The 15,497-nt window shown below is 39.6% G+C and carries 15 protein-coding genes and 1 riboswitch; of the genes, 7 read left to right on the forward strand and 8 right to left on the reverse strand.

The features are described 5' to 3' along the window. Nucleotides 1-16 precede the first annotated feature (16 nt). From V5M37_RS06210 to V5M37_RS06230, 5 genes are all read left to right on the forward strand, one after another. Nucleotides 17-1,132, forward strand: a complete 1,116-nt coding sequence (locus V5M37_RS06210) for an NAD(P)/FAD-dependent oxidoreductase (RefSeq protein ID WP_423801253.1) — start codon at nt 17-19, stop codon at nt 1,130-1,132. Nucleotides 1,133-1,324: 192 nt separating this feature from the next. Further along, nucleotides 1,325-1,434, forward strand: a riboswitch (SAM riboswitch). A 98-nt stretch (nt 1,435-1,532) separates the two neighbouring features. Then, nucleotides 1,533-2,546, forward strand: a complete 1,014-nt coding sequence (locus V5M37_RS06215; RefSeq protein WP_423801254.1) for a methionine ABC transporter ATP-binding protein — start codon at nt 1,533-1,535, stop codon at nt 2,544-2,546. Beyond that, entirely contained in the window at nt 2,536-3,210 is a 675-nt protein-coding gene (locus V5M37_RS06220) for a methionine ABC transporter permease (RefSeq protein ID WP_423801255.1), read from the forward strand. Before V5M37_RS06215 ends, V5M37_RS06220 begins: the two co-directional genes overlap by 11 nt. Nucleotides 3,211-3,229: 19 nt before the next feature. Then, nucleotides 3,230-4,069, forward strand: a complete 840-nt coding sequence (locus V5M37_RS06225; RefSeq protein WP_423801256.1) for a MetQ/NlpA family ABC transporter substrate-binding protein — start codon at nt 3,230-3,232, stop codon at nt 4,067-4,069. Between the two features lie 98 nt (nt 4,070-4,167). After that, the gene (locus V5M37_RS06230; protein WP_423801257.1) at nt 4,168-4,386 is read left to right on the forward strand and encodes a hypothetical protein; all 219 of its coding nucleotides are present in this window, start codon (nt 4,168-4,170) and stop codon (nt 4,384-4,386) included. 162 nt (nt 4,387-4,548) lie between these two features. Here V5M37_RS06230 and narI read toward each other — a convergent pair whose 3' ends face one another. The 8 genes from narI to V5M37_RS06270 all read right to left on the reverse strand — a co-directional run bounded on the left by narI (nt 4,549) and on the right by V5M37_RS06270 (nt 13,788). Continuing rightward, nucleotides 4,549-5,244, reverse strand: a complete 696-nt coding sequence (gene narI, locus V5M37_RS06235; RefSeq protein WP_423801258.1) for a respiratory nitrate reductase subunit gamma — start codon at nt 5,242-5,244, stop codon at nt 4,549-4,551. Between the two features lie 15 nt (nt 5,245-5,259). Continuing rightward, entirely contained in the window at nt 5,260-5,859 is a 600-nt protein-coding gene (gene narJ / locus V5M37_RS06240; RefSeq protein ID WP_423801259.1) for a nitrate reductase molybdenum cofactor assembly chaperone, read from the reverse strand. Beyond that, entirely contained in the window at nt 5,859-7,361 is a 1,503-nt protein-coding gene (gene narH, locus V5M37_RS06245; protein ID WP_423801260.1) for a nitrate reductase subunit beta, read from the reverse strand. Before narH ends, narJ begins: the two co-directional genes overlap by 1 nt. Beyond that, nucleotides 7,351-11,016, reverse strand: coding sequence for a nitrate reductase subunit alpha (locus tag V5M37_RS06250; RefSeq protein WP_423801261.1), 3,666 nt, complete (start codon nt 11,014-11,016; stop codon nt 7,351-7,353). Before V5M37_RS06250 ends, narH begins: the two co-directional genes overlap by 11 nt. Continuing rightward, nucleotides 11,003-11,293, reverse strand: coding sequence for a hypothetical protein (locus tag V5M37_RS06255; protein WP_423801262.1), 291 nt, complete (start codon nt 11,291-11,293; stop codon nt 11,003-11,005). Before V5M37_RS06255 ends, V5M37_RS06250 begins: the two co-directional genes overlap by 14 nt. 17 nt (nt 11,294-11,310) lie before the next feature. Then, nucleotides 11,311-11,613, reverse strand: a complete 303-nt coding sequence (locus V5M37_RS06260; protein ID WP_213146655.1) for a hypothetical protein — start codon at nt 11,611-11,613, stop codon at nt 11,311-11,313. Then, a complete protein-coding gene (locus tag V5M37_RS06265) occupies nt 11,600-12,064 on the reverse strand; it encodes a hemerythrin domain-containing protein (RefSeq protein ID WP_423801263.1) in 465 nt (154 codons plus the stop codon). The genes V5M37_RS06260 and V5M37_RS06265 overlap by 14 nt, the downstream gene beginning before the upstream one ends. 236 nt (nt 12,065-12,300) lie before the next feature. After that, entirely contained in the window at nt 12,301-13,788 is a 1,488-nt protein-coding gene (locus V5M37_RS06270) for a nitrate/nitrite transporter (RefSeq protein ID WP_423801264.1), read from the reverse strand. Nucleotides 13,789-13,969: 181 nt separating this feature from the next. Here V5M37_RS06270 and V5M37_RS06275 point away from each other — a divergent pair, with 181 nt between their 5' ends. Both V5M37_RS06275 and V5M37_RS06280 read left to right on the forward strand, forming a co-directional pair. Further along, entirely contained in the window at nt 13,970-14,665 is a 696-nt protein-coding gene (locus V5M37_RS06275) for a hypothetical protein (RefSeq protein WP_423801265.1), read from the forward strand. Nucleotide 14,666: 1 nt separating this feature from the next. Continuing rightward, complete coding sequence (locus V5M37_RS06280; RefSeq protein ID WP_423801266.1) at nt 14,667-15,407, forward strand: hypothetical protein; 741 nt, start codon at nt 14,667-14,669, stop codon at nt 15,405-15,407. Nucleotides 15,408-15,497 lie beyond the last annotated feature (90 nt).

The following is a 15,497-nucleotide window of genomic DNA, read 5'->3' on the forward strand; positions in this document are numbered from 1 at the left end:
TGTCTTGAGGTGAGTTATGCAAAAGGTAATTGTAATTGGGGCAGGAATACTCGGAGCATCCACTGCTTATCACCTTGCAAAATGGGGGGCCGAGGTTATCATAGTGGACCGGCATGTCCCCGGTCAAGCCACTGACGCGGCTGCGGGGATTGTTTGCCCATGGTTGTCCCAACGGCGTAATAAAGCCTGGTACCAGTTGGTTAAAGGTGGAGCCCGGTATTATCCAGAATTAATAGCTCAGTTAGAAGCAGATGGGGAAAAAGATACGGGTTATAAACGAGTTGGGGCATTAAGTATTCACACTGATCCAGCAAAGTTGGAAAAGATGGCAGAACGGGCACGGACCCGTTGGGAGGATGCTCCCGAAATCGGCGAAATAACAATTTTATCACCAACTGAAACGAATCGACTTTTTCCGCCGTTGTCCGATGAATTTGGGGCAGTTTTTGTTAGTGGCGGGGCACGTGTAAATGGCCGGGCTTTACGTAATGCACTTGTTAACGCTGCAGTAAAACATGGAGCCCAAGTTGTTAAAGGGGATGCTTCATTAATTAGTAGTGATAATAAAGTCCAAGGAGTTAAAGTATCAGATAGGTTACTATTCGCTGATCAAGTCATAGTCACTGCAGGAGCGTGGGCAAAGGAACTTTTGGATCCGCTGGGAGTTGAATTTTTGGTAAGGCCACAAAAGGCGCAAATCATACATTTACATATGCAAGACATGGAAACAAACTCGTGGCCTGTAGTCATGCCACCATCTGATCAATATATTCTAACCTTTGAAGGTGGGCGTGTTGTCATTGGAGCAACCCACGAAAATGATGCAGGATTTGATAATCGGGTAACGGCTGGAGGAGTCCAAGAAATCTTAAATAAAGCTTTAGCTGTTGCTCCTGGTCTCGCAAGTGGAACAATTTTGGAAACAAGGGTAGGCTTTCGGCCTTTTACTCCTGGTTTTCTTCCGGTAATCGGGGCTTTACCAAATTATGAAGGAATCTACTTAGCAAATGGCTTAGGCTCCTCCGGATTAACCAGTGGGCCCTATCTCGGTGCCGAACTTGCAAAACTGGTATTAGGTAAACAAGCAGAAATTGATTTTAATAATTATAATGTTGCTGGTGCTTTAGCCTAATGTTATGCACAAAGAGCTTTTCATGCGAAAAGCTCTTTTCTAATCGAACAAAAAAATTTTTAAATTAATAATAAGTTGATATGACAATGTTGAAAACGCTATCGGGTAAATTGCGCTATAATTTAGATGATTGACAAAACAAAAATAGATTTGTACTATCTTAATATAACTTAATTATTTGTTAATTTAATTTTCTTATCCAGAGCGACCGAGGGACATGGCCCGATGACGTCCGGCAACCCCCGATTGGGAAGGTGCCAATTCCTGCAGAATGACAGTACTTTCATTCTGAAAGATAAGCCGAAATTCTATTTAATTTCGACGCCCCTTTCAGAATGAATGGGGCTTTTTGTTTGGGTATAAAGTCTAGTTTAGATATCGGAAAAATGAGGTAATCAGTATGATTGAAATAAAGAACCTTAGTAAAATTTATAAGACAAAAAAGGGTGAAGTAAAAGGTGTTGATAATGTTTCACTAACCGTCCAGGAAGGTGAAATCTTCGGTATCGTCGGCTATTCAGGCGCCGGAAAAAGCTCCCTGCTCAGATGTATTAATCTATTAGAACGTCCCACATCGGGAAGTATTATGGTTGATGGCACAAACCTTACCTCCCTTAAAGGCGAGCAACTACGTTCAGCAAGGCTTAAGATTGGTATGATTTTCCAACATTTTTATTTAATCAGTCAAAAAACGGTTTACGAGAATATTGCGTTTTCTTTAAAAGCAGCCAACATGCCAAAAGAACAAATTAAAATTAGAGTAGAGGCACTCCTTGAAATGGTCGGCCTTTCTGATAAACGTGATGTCTATCCATCCCAACTCAGCGGTGGTCAAAAACAACGAGTCGGTATTGCAAGGGCTCTCGCAAATAATCCGAAGGTGCTTTTATGTGACGAAGCAACATCAGCACTTGACCCTACGACAACAAAGTCGATACTCAATCTATTGAAAAAAATCAATAAAGAACTCAACATCACCATTGTATTGATCACTCACGAGATGGATGTTGTTAAAGAAATCTGCAGCCGGATGGCAATTATGCAGGATGGACGAGTTGTGGAAGAAGGTTCGGTATATGATATTTTTGCCAACCCGCATACAGAACTTACAAAAGAATTTATTGAGAGTGTCGTGACCCTTGAAATCCCGGAAGTCATTCTAAAAAGCTGCCAGGGGCCAATAATAAAAGTTACCTTTAAAGGTAAGGTGGCGGGAGAGGGAGTTATTTCTGATACTCTTCAACAATTTAACGTAAAAGGTAATTTTCTGCATGGTTCAATAGAATATATTCAAGAGCAACCGCTTGGGATTTTCATAATGGAGCTAAAAGGACAAAAAGAGGAAATAGAAAAAGCCCTAAATTATATTGAAAACCGGGCCGCACAAGTGGAGGTGTTACACAATGGGCTTTGATTTTGCACATCTGATGGAGCTTATCCCGGATATCAATAAAGCATTTTTTCAAACCATCTATATGATTGCAATTTCACTGGTGGTTTCAACGGTAATCGGATTGCCGGTTGGGATATTGCTTTACATAACCGACAAAGGATTATTTATGGAAAATCGAGCTGTCCAGAATGTACTTGGTTTTATTGTAAACATGGTTCGCTCGATTCCTTTTATTATTTTATTGGTGGCATTGCTGCCGCTGACTAACTTACTTGTTGGCACAACCATCGGTCCAACTGCAGCTAGTGTTTCATTATCTGTAGCGGCGATTCCTTTTTTCGCAAGAATCGTAGAAAATGCTCTAAGAGAAATCGATAAAGGGGTAATCGAAGCTGCTATTGCTGCCGGGGCAACCCCGTGGATGATAATAAAAGATGTCCTATTACTTGAAGCAAGATCCGGCATTATCTCAGGTGTTACTTTAACACTCATCAGTTTAGTAGGATTTTCCGCTATGGCCGGAACAGTCGGCGGCGGCGGTATTGGAGACTTGGCGATTCGCTTCGGTTATTACCGGTACGACAATACCATCATGATTTCAACAGTTTTAATCTTAATTATTTTAGTTCAGGTCATTCAGCTTCTTGGTGACTATATCGCCAAAGTTGTAGATAAAAGAAGATAAATAAAGGGGAGAAATTATTATGAAAAAATGGTTAACAAGCATTTTATTACTATGTGTAGTCTTTGCACTAGCTGCTTGCGGAAACTCCGAGGACAAAACAGCAAGCGGTAAGGAAAAAGCAGCAGAATCAAAAGATATTAAAATTGGCGCTACTGCAGGTCCATATAGCGATATGGTAACAAAAGCGATTAAACCAGGCCTAGAGAAAAAAGGCTACAAAGTTGAAATTGTTGAATTCAGTGACTATATCCAGCCAAACAAAGCATTAAACAATGGCGATATCGATGCTAACCTGTTCCAGCACACGATTTACCTTCAAAATTTTGCAAAAGAAAACAACATGGATTTAACAGCTCTTATTTCTGTACCAACAGCACCAATGGGAATTTATTCGAACACATTCAAATCAATTAAAGATGTAAAAGATGGAGCTACTGTTACACTTCCAAACGACCCGACAAATGCAGCACGTGCTTTAAACACACTTCGTGATGCAGGGCTTATCACTATCAAAGCAGATGCAGATCCACTAAAAGTATCTGAAAAAGACATCGCTGAAAACAAGAAAAACCTGAAGTTCCAGCCAATTGAAGCAGGCCAGCTTCCTCGTTCTGTTGAAAGTGCAGATTTAGCTGCAGTACCTGGTAACTTTGCACTTGCCGCAAAGATGAATCTGCTTGATGCCTTAACACTTGAAAACATGGCTGACAATTACCGCAATATTGTAGCAGTAAAAACAAGCAACAAAGACTCACAATTATCTAAAGACATTAAGGCTGTTGTTGAATCCGCAGATTTCGAAAAAGTCATCGATGATCAGTTTAAAGGTTTTGGAAAACCAAGCTGGATGAAAAAGTAATTTTTAAATCAAAAGGGTATGGACGAGATCCATATCCTTTTTTCATTGGATACACCAATAAAGATTGGAGAATCCTAAAGGAAAAAGGAGGATTTCAAATGAGTTTTTTCAAGGGAAATGAAGAAAAGGAAAATCTTGAAGCAGTTCTTAAAGATTCTATAGAAATAGAAGAAGATTTGATGCGTACATATTTAATTACCGCCGAACGGGTTCATGACGACGATGAGCTAAAAGAACGTCTAGAAAACTTTGCGGAAGGGAATGCGAAGAGGACAAAACAGCTAATTGATGAATTAAATGAAACAAAAGAGAAGTAAGATTTACAAATTTATTAAATGAAAGAGTCCTATCATAACAGGGCTTTATCAAGTAGATAAATTAACATGGAAAAGCAGTGCAGTTTTCAGTTGTGAAATGCACTGCTTTTATTGTTGTATTGTTAATTCTTAAAAAAGATCGGTATAAGGCAAAACCTTTTTCTACCTGCTATTCTTATTATAACCATTTCTTGACCGGTACTGTTGCGGAGCCCGTGAAGGATACCTTAATGGAAAACTGAACATATGAACTAGAGCTGTAAATGGGATGGCAGCAAATAAAATAAACGCCACAATGATATGAATTTTAAAGAGCAAAGGCACCCCAAGCATTAAATCCGACCTTGGATGGAATGTGAACAAACTTCTGAACCAAGGTCCAATTGATAAACGGTATTCATATGCCCCTACCGTTGTATTATAGACGATCGTCATATATGCCCCAAGCCCTGCAACTAATATAAGCCATATGATGGTAAAATAGCTTGTCCCAGTAGTATGGGCACGAACCCTTGGTGAATTGAATTTTCGAATCAGCATCAAAACTAGCCCGATTACCACCATGAGACCCGCAAGACCACCTCCTGCTATGGCAAAGAAATGATAGATATGGTCTTTGACTCCGAGTGCATTGTATACACGTAATGGAATTAATACGCCCATTACGTGTCCAACAAAAGCAAAGATAATCCCATAGTGAAATAGGATAGAGGCGATTCCCAATCCTTTTTTTTCAAAAATTTCTGTTGAAGGCGCAGTCCAACTTTTGCCGCGAAAAACAAAACGATAAAATGTTGCAATAATAAGGATTGTTCCGCAAATATAAGGAAAAATTGTCCACCAAAATACAACTTCCATCATAGCCCCTCCTTTTTAGCGATACATCAATGGATATGGCAACTCATCCAGGTCAGCATCTTCCCGAAGTCTTTCTAAAGCAGAGATCTCTTCTGCATCCGGAGTTTCAAAAACATACATCATCCCTAATTCAAGCACTTTCTTGTAAGGATTATCCTCAGGAAGATTTGTTAAGATCCGGTCAACGGCATAAGCAATTCTTCTTGAAAGTTTGTTGATTTTTTCTTCTTCGGGTACAATAGCCAAAAGTTCTAACAACATAGGGATATAATCTGCCATATCATGTCCGATGTATTCAAGTCCGGCTTCAGATATGAGTTTTTGTAATTGGATAAGAGCAAAACCGCGTTTTCTGCTGTCTCCTAGTTCATGTGCAGTTAAATATAGATTGGTCCCTTCCTTATAATCAAAGGTCTCTACATATAGCTGCTCCAATTGCACCGATGGCATTTGATAGAAGGGATAAATTCTATTCAATACTTCCTTTTGAATATCCTCTGATGTGATCGATTCGCAAATAAAGCTTATGATTGTTTCTTGATCTTCAAAAAAAGAAGTATCCGGATAATCCAAAAGACGCGATAAAAGCATTAAAATCGCTTTTTCTTCATTCATTATGCATTTTCACTTCTTTCAAATGGATAGGTCATCATACCCTCAGGAGGAGCTAAATCTTCAATGCTGCAAGCTCCCTGTTTGTAATGTAAGTAATCATTCATTTCACGACGGCCAGTCGGAATGACAAATCGTTCATTGTATTTTGCGACTGCAAGTAACCGAGCCATCTCTTCTAATTCTTCATTATGGGTACCTGCTTCATCCATTAATTTAGTCAACTTTTGTTTGTCCACTCCACCCACGGTTTTTGACCTCATATAAACCCTCATCGCTGCCATTTTTAATAAGACCTTACGAATAACAGATGTATCATCAGCTGTTAAAATTGAAGCCAAATACTCCATTGGAATTCTCATTTGATCTACTGCTGGAATATAGCCTTCCGCACTTAAATCTTGTTCGTTAGTAATGTGGTTCATAATCGGGCTAAGCGGCGGTACATACCATACCATTGGAAACGTCCGGTATTCTGGGTGAAGCGGAAGTGCAATCTTCCACTTTATTGCCATCTTATAGATTGGAGATTCTTGTGCACTTAAAATCCAACTATGATTGATTCCTTGTTTTTCTGCTTCCGCAATGACTTCAGGGTCAAATGGGTCTAAAAATACAGAGAGTTGAGATTCATATAAATCTTTAGGATCTTTAACGGATGCAGCCTCTTTCACCCGATCTGCATCATACAAGACCACACCAATATATCGAATTCGACCTACACAAGTTTCGGAACAAATGGTTGGTAAACCGGCTTCCGTTCTCGGATAACAGAAATTACATTTTTCGGCTTTGTGTGTATTCCAGTTATAGTACACCTTATGATATGGACATCCATTCATACAAAAACGCCATCCCCGACAAGCATCCTGGTCTACTAATACAATTCCATCTTCGTCCCTTTTATATAAAGCACCAGAAGGGCAAGAGGCAACACAGGAAGGATTTAAGCAATGCTCGCATATCCTTGGCAGGTACATCATAAAGGTCTTTTCATATTCCGTTTTAACGTGTTCCTGAAGTTTTCGTACATTCGGGTCATTTGGAACAGATTCGCTCCCTCCCGCCAAATCATCATCCCAGTTTGGACCCCATACCGGTTTATCGATATAGTTTCCTGTAATCATCGAACGAGGACGGGCTACAGGTATACTTTCTCCTTTATCCCGTTTGTGAAGATGCTGAAAATCATACGTCCATGGCTCATAAAAATCATTTAGATCTGCCATATTGGGATTGTAAAAAATATTCGCCAATTTTGTAAGAGGTCCACCGGCTCTTAAATGCAATTTACCGTTTCGCAAAACCCAACCGCCTTTATAGCGGTTGGTGTTTTCCCATTCCTTTGGATAGCCTACCCCAGGTCGTGTTTCAACGTTATTGAACCACACATACTCCATTCCAGGTCGGTTAGTCCATACATTTTTACAAGTAACAGAACAAGTATGGCAACCAATACACTTATCAAGGTGCATGACCATTGCAACTTGTGCCTTAATCCTCAAGCCAATCGACCTCCTTCAGCGGTCTAATAATCGCCATTGTGTCTCTCTGACTACCAGTCGGTCCATAATAATTAAATCCATAACTTAATTGAGAATAGCCGCCAATCATATGCGTGGCTTTTGGATAAATTCTGGTCACACTGTTATGGGTTCCACCACGTACTTTGTTAATGTTATTCCCAGGAACCCCCATATGCCTGTCTTGAGCGTGGTACATATAAACTGCACCTCTTGGCATACGGTACGTTAAAACAGCTCTAGCAGCAACAGCACCATTGCGGTTATATACTTCAATCCAATCGTTGTCTTTAATGCCGATAGAGGCTGCATCTTCTTCATTCATCCAAACGACTTGCCAGCCACGGAACAATTGAGCCATGTTATTCGTATCGGTAAACATGGTATGAATGCCCCATTTTTGGTGTGGAGTCATGTAACGCAATGAAATGGATTTTCCTTGATTTTCGACTTCTTTTTCTCCTTTCACAAAAGCGCCTCTTGTAATCGGAGGAATATATAAAGGAAGCCCTTCGCCAAAATCAAGCATCACTTCATGGTCAAGATAAAAGCTTTGCCTTCCAGTAAGTGTATGCCACGGTATATTAAATTCTTTGTTAATCGTAAACGGAGAGTACCGTCGATTATCCTTTTCGAGCCCACTCCATACTGGGGAAGAAAGGGTTGGTCTTGGTTGAATAGTTAAGGCGTCTAACGTATAATCTTCTTCCGCACGTTCCTCGGAAATATGAGTCAGTTTTTTACCTGTCTTTTCCTCCACGGATTTCCAACCTTCAACCGCTCGCTTGCCATTTGTAGCACCGGACATTAACAAAATGGCATTAATAGCTTTTTTATCGGTATAAAGGTCAGGATAACCTTTTCCAATTCCTATATGTTTGGATGGTCCTAAGCGGTCAAGTAAATCCTTGTAAACTTGATCACCAGGAATTTTAACCCCTTTTGTTCCATATCCATTTTTAATATTTGGCCCAACGGTAATCCACATATCGTATACATTTGGATAATCACGTTTGACAAAATTAAAGTTTGGTAAGGTTTTTCCCGGTATTGCTTCCACTTCACCTTTTCGCCAGTCTTTGACTTTTCCGAAAGGCTGAGCAATTTCATTGATGGTATCATGTGCAAGTGGCGACAGAACAAGGTCCTCTTGAGCAGGAAGATGGTTTTTAGCAAGTTCAGAAAAACTTTTGGCAATTTCCCTAAATGCATCCCAATCGCTTCTTGTCTCCCAAGGAGGAGAAATGGCTGCATTAAACGGATGGACAAATGGATGCATATCCGTGGTGCTAATATCGTATTTTTCATACCACGTAGCAGCTGGGAAAATAATATCGGAGAAAAGTCCTGAACTAGTCATTCGAAAATCCATGCTGACGAAAAGATCTGTTTTCCCTTCAGGTGGTTTTTCAGACAAGTTCACATCCTCGGGTTGCCAAGAATTTTCATAATCACCTAATACAGAATCTTGTCCGCCAATTAAATGCTTCACGAAATATTCATGTCCCTTTCCGCTATCTCCTAATAAATTTGAACGCCAGTTGAAAAAGACTCGCGGAAAATTACGTGGATCGTTTGGATTCTCAATGGCAAAGTCAAGCTTTCCTTCCACTAGTTGTTTTGTGATATCTTCGACAACCGCTTGATCATTTTTGTTTCTTGAGCGTGCTTCTCTTACTACATCTAAAGAATTTTGAGAAAGTTGTGGAAAGCTTGGTAACCATCCTAACCTTGCTGAAAGGGCATTAAAATCAGCTGGATGCATGCTGGAATATTTGCTTCCCCACTCTGATTCTTCTTCTCTTTTTTCATATTCATAGCGGAATTGCTCTGTTGCAAAATAAAAGAAGGAAGTACCGTTCATAAACCTTGGAGCCTTCACCCAATCATTAGCAAATGCAATTTGGGAGAATCCTTCAAGCGGACGTACTTTCTCTTGACCTACGTAATGCGCCCAACCCCCGCCATTTACACCTTGTGAACCGGTTAAAAGAATGAGATTTAAAATACAGCGATAAATTTGGTCACTATGATACCAGTGGTTTGTTCCACCACCCATTGCAATCATTGATTTACCCTTTGTCAATGCTGCATTTTCCGCAAATTCACTTGCCACTTGAATGACATGAGCTTTGTTAACGCCTGTGATACTTTCTTGCCAAGCAGGAGTATAGGGACTTTGATCGTCATGATAGTCCTTTGGATAGTCACCCTTTAGACCTCTGTTAATTCCGGTATGGGCCAACATTAAATCATAGATTGTAGTAATGAGTAATTCATTTCCGGATTTATCTTTTATTTTTTTTACTGGAACTTCACGCTTAATCAAACCGCCATCCTTTTGGCCAAAGTAAGGGAATTCGACCATAGCAGTATCATCTGAATCATCTAAGAAGCTCATTTTGGGATTAATATTATATAAATCTAAGTTCCACTGATTTCCGTTATCCCAGCGAAAACCTTGGCTGCCGTTAGGAATGGCAAAGTTATCAGTTGTTTCATCCCAAACCACAGTTTTCCATTCACCTAATTCTTCTTGGTCAGAAAGATCTGATGCACGTAAGAAACAATCAGAACGGTAATTATCATTTTTCTTTTTTAATGTGATTAAAAATGGCAAATCCGTATATTGTTTTGCATATTCCATAAAATATGGCGTTTCCTTATCTACATAGAATTCCTTTAAAATCACATGTGTCATCGCCATGGCAAGCGCTCCATCTGTCCCAGCTTTGGCAGGCAGCCACATGTCAGCAAATTTTTCGTACTCTGCGTAATCTGGGCTGACCCCGACTACTTTTGTCCCGTTGTATCTTGATTCCACCATAAAGTGGGCATCTGGCGTTCTCGTTTGTGGAATATTGGTTCCCCAAATAATAAAATATTTAGTGTTATACCAATCTGCACTTTCCGGAACATCTGTCTGATCACCCCAAACTTGCGGTGAAGCCGGTGGCAGGTCTGCATACCAATCATAGAAACTTAATATGGTTCCTCCGATTAAGGACAAAAATCTTGTGCCGCCACAATAGCTGACCATTGACATGGCGGGAATAGGGCTAAATCCAACGATACGATCTGGTCCATATTTTTTTATCGTATATATACTGGCGGCAGCAATCATTTCACAAAGGTCATTCCAATTCCCCCGAACAAAACCGCCTTTTCCTCTTGCTTTAACATAACGTTCACGCTTTTTAGGGTCAGTAACGATATTTTCCCATGCCTGAACTGGGTTATTGGCTTTTTCCAATTCCTCTTTCCATAAAGAGTAGAGTTCGCCACGAACATATGGATATTTCACACGGGTTGGACTGTATGTGTACCATGAAAAGCTGGCACCACGAGGGCACCCTCTGGGTTCATATTCCGGAAAATCATCCCCAGTAGAAGGATAATCTGTTTGCTGTGTTTCCCAAGTGATAATCCCATCTTTTACGTGGATTTTCCAACTGCAAGAACCCGTACAGTTTACTCCATGAGTAGATCGTACGACTTTATCATGTCCCCAACGATTACGGTAAGCTGACTCCCAATCCCGTGGACGCGGACTTTCTTCTGTCCAACCATCATTAATTCGGTCTCCGCGAACGAGATGTTTAAGAGAATGGAACAAATTATTCTTATGCTCCTCCATCGCACATCTCTCCTTCATTTATTAAATCTCTTAGTGGGTTAAAGTTATCTCCCAATAATCGATAGGAATCTTTACTGACATTAAAATCTTCTACAAAAACATCCCAATTTGCCGAATTAGCAGCAGATAAGATGAGACGCTGCAATGTATTCATATCATTAATTTCATAAATTTTTTGGATCATTTCCCCCGGTAAAGTGCCGAATCTCATTTGTAAAACGGCAATCAAATCTTCTCGGTCATCAACCAAAAGTGCATCTGCTTGAAATGAAAACAAAAGCGTTTCAACTCCTTTCACACTTTCATCATTTTGTAGTAATCAGCAATTAATATAGACTTGCATTTTTCTGCAGATTCTTGAAAAAAGCTTGTCACTTCTTCATCAGGATGCTCCATTTGTTCAATAGTGAATTGACGGGTTACAGATTGAGAAAAATCAGCAGAAAATTTCAATGAAACTTCAAATTTGTCCTCGACTTTTAATACTGTGGATTGAACATCATATGGATGAATATGAAAATTCGAGAAAGTCTCAACCATCTTGTCATATAAGGCGGGTGCTCCATAGCGTAATAGTCTTTCCTCAAGCAATCTCATCACTCTCTTCCATAATTTCCAACTTATAGAATTCTTTATGTCCTAGAAGTTTATTCATTTCATCGTCATTATGTAGAGAGTCAACAATAATTAAGGAATCCATTAAAGATACTAATCTTTCATCAATCTCATTATTTATTAATAGAGCCTTCATTTGTTCTACCATTTTACGCATAAGGTCATGGTCACGAGTCAACTGTATGACAAGAGTTTTTAAATGGGGTTTTTCAGTTACCATTTCCTTATATAAACCTTCTTCCTCTGAACTTGCATGCTGCAATGTCCTAGATTCCCAATGTTCAATTGATACCTCTGCTACTTTAATGGCTTTTTCCTTTTGAGCATCTTCCACGCATTTTTGTAATAACATCCTTAATTCTTTCGCCTCGTTTAATGCCGATTCATGTATTAAGTCATGTGCATCTTGTTTTTTTAAGCTAGGTCCTGACAATTCAAACCATCCTTTCATCTTGACACTTAATTTTCATGTGGGTACTTTTCCAAGTATTCCCTTACTATTTCCAACAAAATGAAAATTATCATAAAAATAACAAAAGAGTTGATTCCTCAACTCTTTTGTTCATTTAGATATAATTTTTTCCTCATTCATTTCTCACTTCGCTGATGGCCAGCTATTCTGGATGAAAAATGACCTATCCTTCATCAACTCAGAAGTCCGAAAAACCCCTAACGCAGCTCATTAAACATTCCCACATAATTCAGCGGGTTATCATTTTCATCCTTAATGGTGCTGATGGTTAACAACTCCAAATAAATGTGCCCATCCTTCTTTTTGTTCCAAATTTCACCCTGCCATGAGCCGTTTTTACGGATATCCTCCCACATTTTTGTATAAAAAGCTTCATCATGTTTTCCGGAGCGAAGGATAACGGGAGTATTGCCAATGGCCTCATCTTTCGAATACCCAGTAACAGCAGTGAACGCAGGATTAATCCGTTGAATAACCCCCTTTAAATCTGTCACCATGATTCCTTCCGCGGTGCTTTCAATAACCTGGTTAGAAATCTGTAATTTATCAAGGAAGTATAGGGCTGTCACAATAATCGCAGCAGCAAGTGCAAATTCGGAAAGAGCCATAAAGCCAATCGCATAATGGCCGGTCATATTAAATAGAATCGTTAACACGATTGGCGGGAAAAATCCGCCCAGTCCCCCCATGGCCGCTACAATACCGTTTACAATGCCGGCCTGTTTTGAAAAATATAAAGGCACAAGCTTGAAAATGGTACCATTCCCGATCCCTGCACAAAAAGCAACTAAAATGCAGCCCACGGTGTAAATAGGCAATGACGGAGTAAACGATAATAGAAATCCGGCGAAAGTAATCGCATTAAAGATCACAATCAAGATGAGATAAGGGTTAAATTTATCAGCAAGAAAGCCCCCGATCGGACGCATGATGGTGGCAATGACAATAAACCCGGCTGTTCGGAACCCAGCATCCACCTTCGTTAAATGAAAATGGTTAACAAGGAAGGCAGGTAAATAAACAGTAAAGGCAACAAATGAACCGAAAGTTATAAAATAGAACAAGCATAAAAACCAGAGCCGATAGTTTTTATAAACACTTTTAATTTGACCGGTTAAGGAGACCCTTACCGTTTGTTCTTTTTTGTCACCAAAGATAAATGTCAGAACCGCGAAAATTACGATTAAAATTAAAAATAATTGAACCGTGCTTCTCCAGCCGATGGCATTGGCCAAAAGCGGGGCCGAAAAGGAAGTAAAGGCTGTACCAATGTTACCAGCCCCGTAAATACCGTTTACAAACCCATGCCGTTCTTTTGGATAATATTTCGGCAGGGAGGTGACCCCGATTGAGAACAACGCACCTCCGACACCAAGGGCTAAACCGCCGATGATTAAATCGGTGAAGGAATCCGCCAAGCTGATATAGTAAACAGGCAGAATCAGAAATAGCAGACCAATTGTAAACAGCCATCTTGCGCCATAGCGGTTAGTCCAAAAACCGATTGGAACCCTTAAGATCGATCCGAGAATGACCGGAATGGCTGTTACGGTCGATAACTGACCGGGTGTAAGCTTAATATCAGTTTGAATAAAAGATATTAAAGAAGAAATGATGACCCAAATCATGAACCCTAAAACTAAGTTAACTGTTTGCAAAACCAGTTGAAAATTGGCTTTCCCCATTTATTAAACACCTCTTAAAAAATTTCTTATAATCATAGGATAAGCAAAAACAAATAAAAACATTTTCCCCAAATTTACCCTGCGTATCCAAAAATGTGAAATATCATTTAAATTAGGATGTGCAAATTCTGATTTATGCCTTATTGTTAAATTAAGGAAACCGAGAAGGGGATGAGTTTCTATGGGGAATGTAAATCTCATCGCTGTTTTGCTGGGGATTTTGGGATGGGGAATGACCGGTTATTTCGCCTATCGAATTTATAAAAAAAAGACTGTAAAAATAAGCATATGGAAAGTGATTGTCATTTTATTCGTAGGTGTTTTTTCTTTTTCCTTCAATTGGAGGATGTCTGAAACGACCATTAAGCTTGCCATTTTGCCATTAGGAGTTTGGTTCTTGTTCTGGTTAAGAGGCAGGACAGAACAGTGGCAGATTTATCGGCACTTTGCCTGGCTTGGATTTTTTGCTAATTATATTTTTCTAGCGACAACCTTAGCTTATATACCGCTGTATCATTTTATTTATCCGGAAAACCAGGTAGACGTCTATATTTCAAACATCGAGAGAGCTTCTATTATTAGTACCTTCCCTACTGCACAAAACCTCACCCTGGATAAAAAATCATTGCAAGAGCAGCTCCCAAAAATGATGGAAGAATCCATCCACAGTATGGAATGGTTCCATGAGTCAGAGGAAGAGACGGATAAAAAAAGTGAACGATTCCCTTATCAGCTTATTGGTTCTACTCCCAAGTTTGGTAGTGGCCTTAATGTAATTGTTTACGTTGAAAACGAAGGAAAAGGGTTATTGATTTCGACACCGGAAAAACAGCATTATTTTCGTTCGGACGAATCGATATTAAAGGGCGGGCAATGAGATGAAAAAACGGATGATGATTATTTCTGGTATAGGAATCCTGCTCTTGTCCGCGGTAATGGTTTATTGGTTTTATTTTTCCAAGCCGGATGGATTTTTAACAAATAAGCAATTGCTTGAAGAAATAAATCATGTATTTCCAGAAGTGGCAGCTGACGTGATTCAAGATATAATTTACGTGGATGAACGTCATAAAATTGTCCCGTTCGTAACAGAGGATAACCGTTACGGATTAAGCTATTGGTCATGGAAAAATCATCAATGGAAGGCTGTATATATTGATAATGCCGGCGAGCCTAAGGTTTGGCGAGTTAACCCTAAGATTCCGTCCACCTACATGATTGTATGGAACATCCACCCGGATGATGCGGTCAGTGATATGAAGTTTTATTTAAAGAAAGACAGGAATTATCTAATAAGGGACGGGATAGAGACTTATTATCCGGGCATTCTGCTAAAAAAAACGCTGTCTCTTGACGGTAAATCCTATGGTGTTTTAAGGATGCCCGCCGAGTGGAGCTCTGTTATCGATTCTTTTGATGAAATAAACAAGGCAAAACAGCCGAATTTTTTTCAAGATGTATTTCCTGTAAGGGACTTGTTTTTTGGCTGGACGCCCTATAAAAGCTCTGGGGAGGAAGCGGCCATCAAGGCCACTGCGAACGGAAATTCCTTTCATAGTGGAGAAGAAATAATTGATTTTATTATGTATGTAAATGAATCAGATCTAAAATCTGAATAATTTCCAAAAGAGTCCAAACACCTTGGGCTCTTTTTTGGAGGAAAAGATGTAAAATGAAACTAGATATATTCGATGAGGAGGTTGGTTTGA

Origin of the sequence: Neobacillus sp. SAB-20_R2A (assembly GCF_049568635.1) — a bacterium.
Taxonomy (GTDB): domain Bacteria; phylum Bacillota; class Bacilli; order Bacillales; family Cytobacillaceae; genus Neobacillus; species Neobacillus citreus.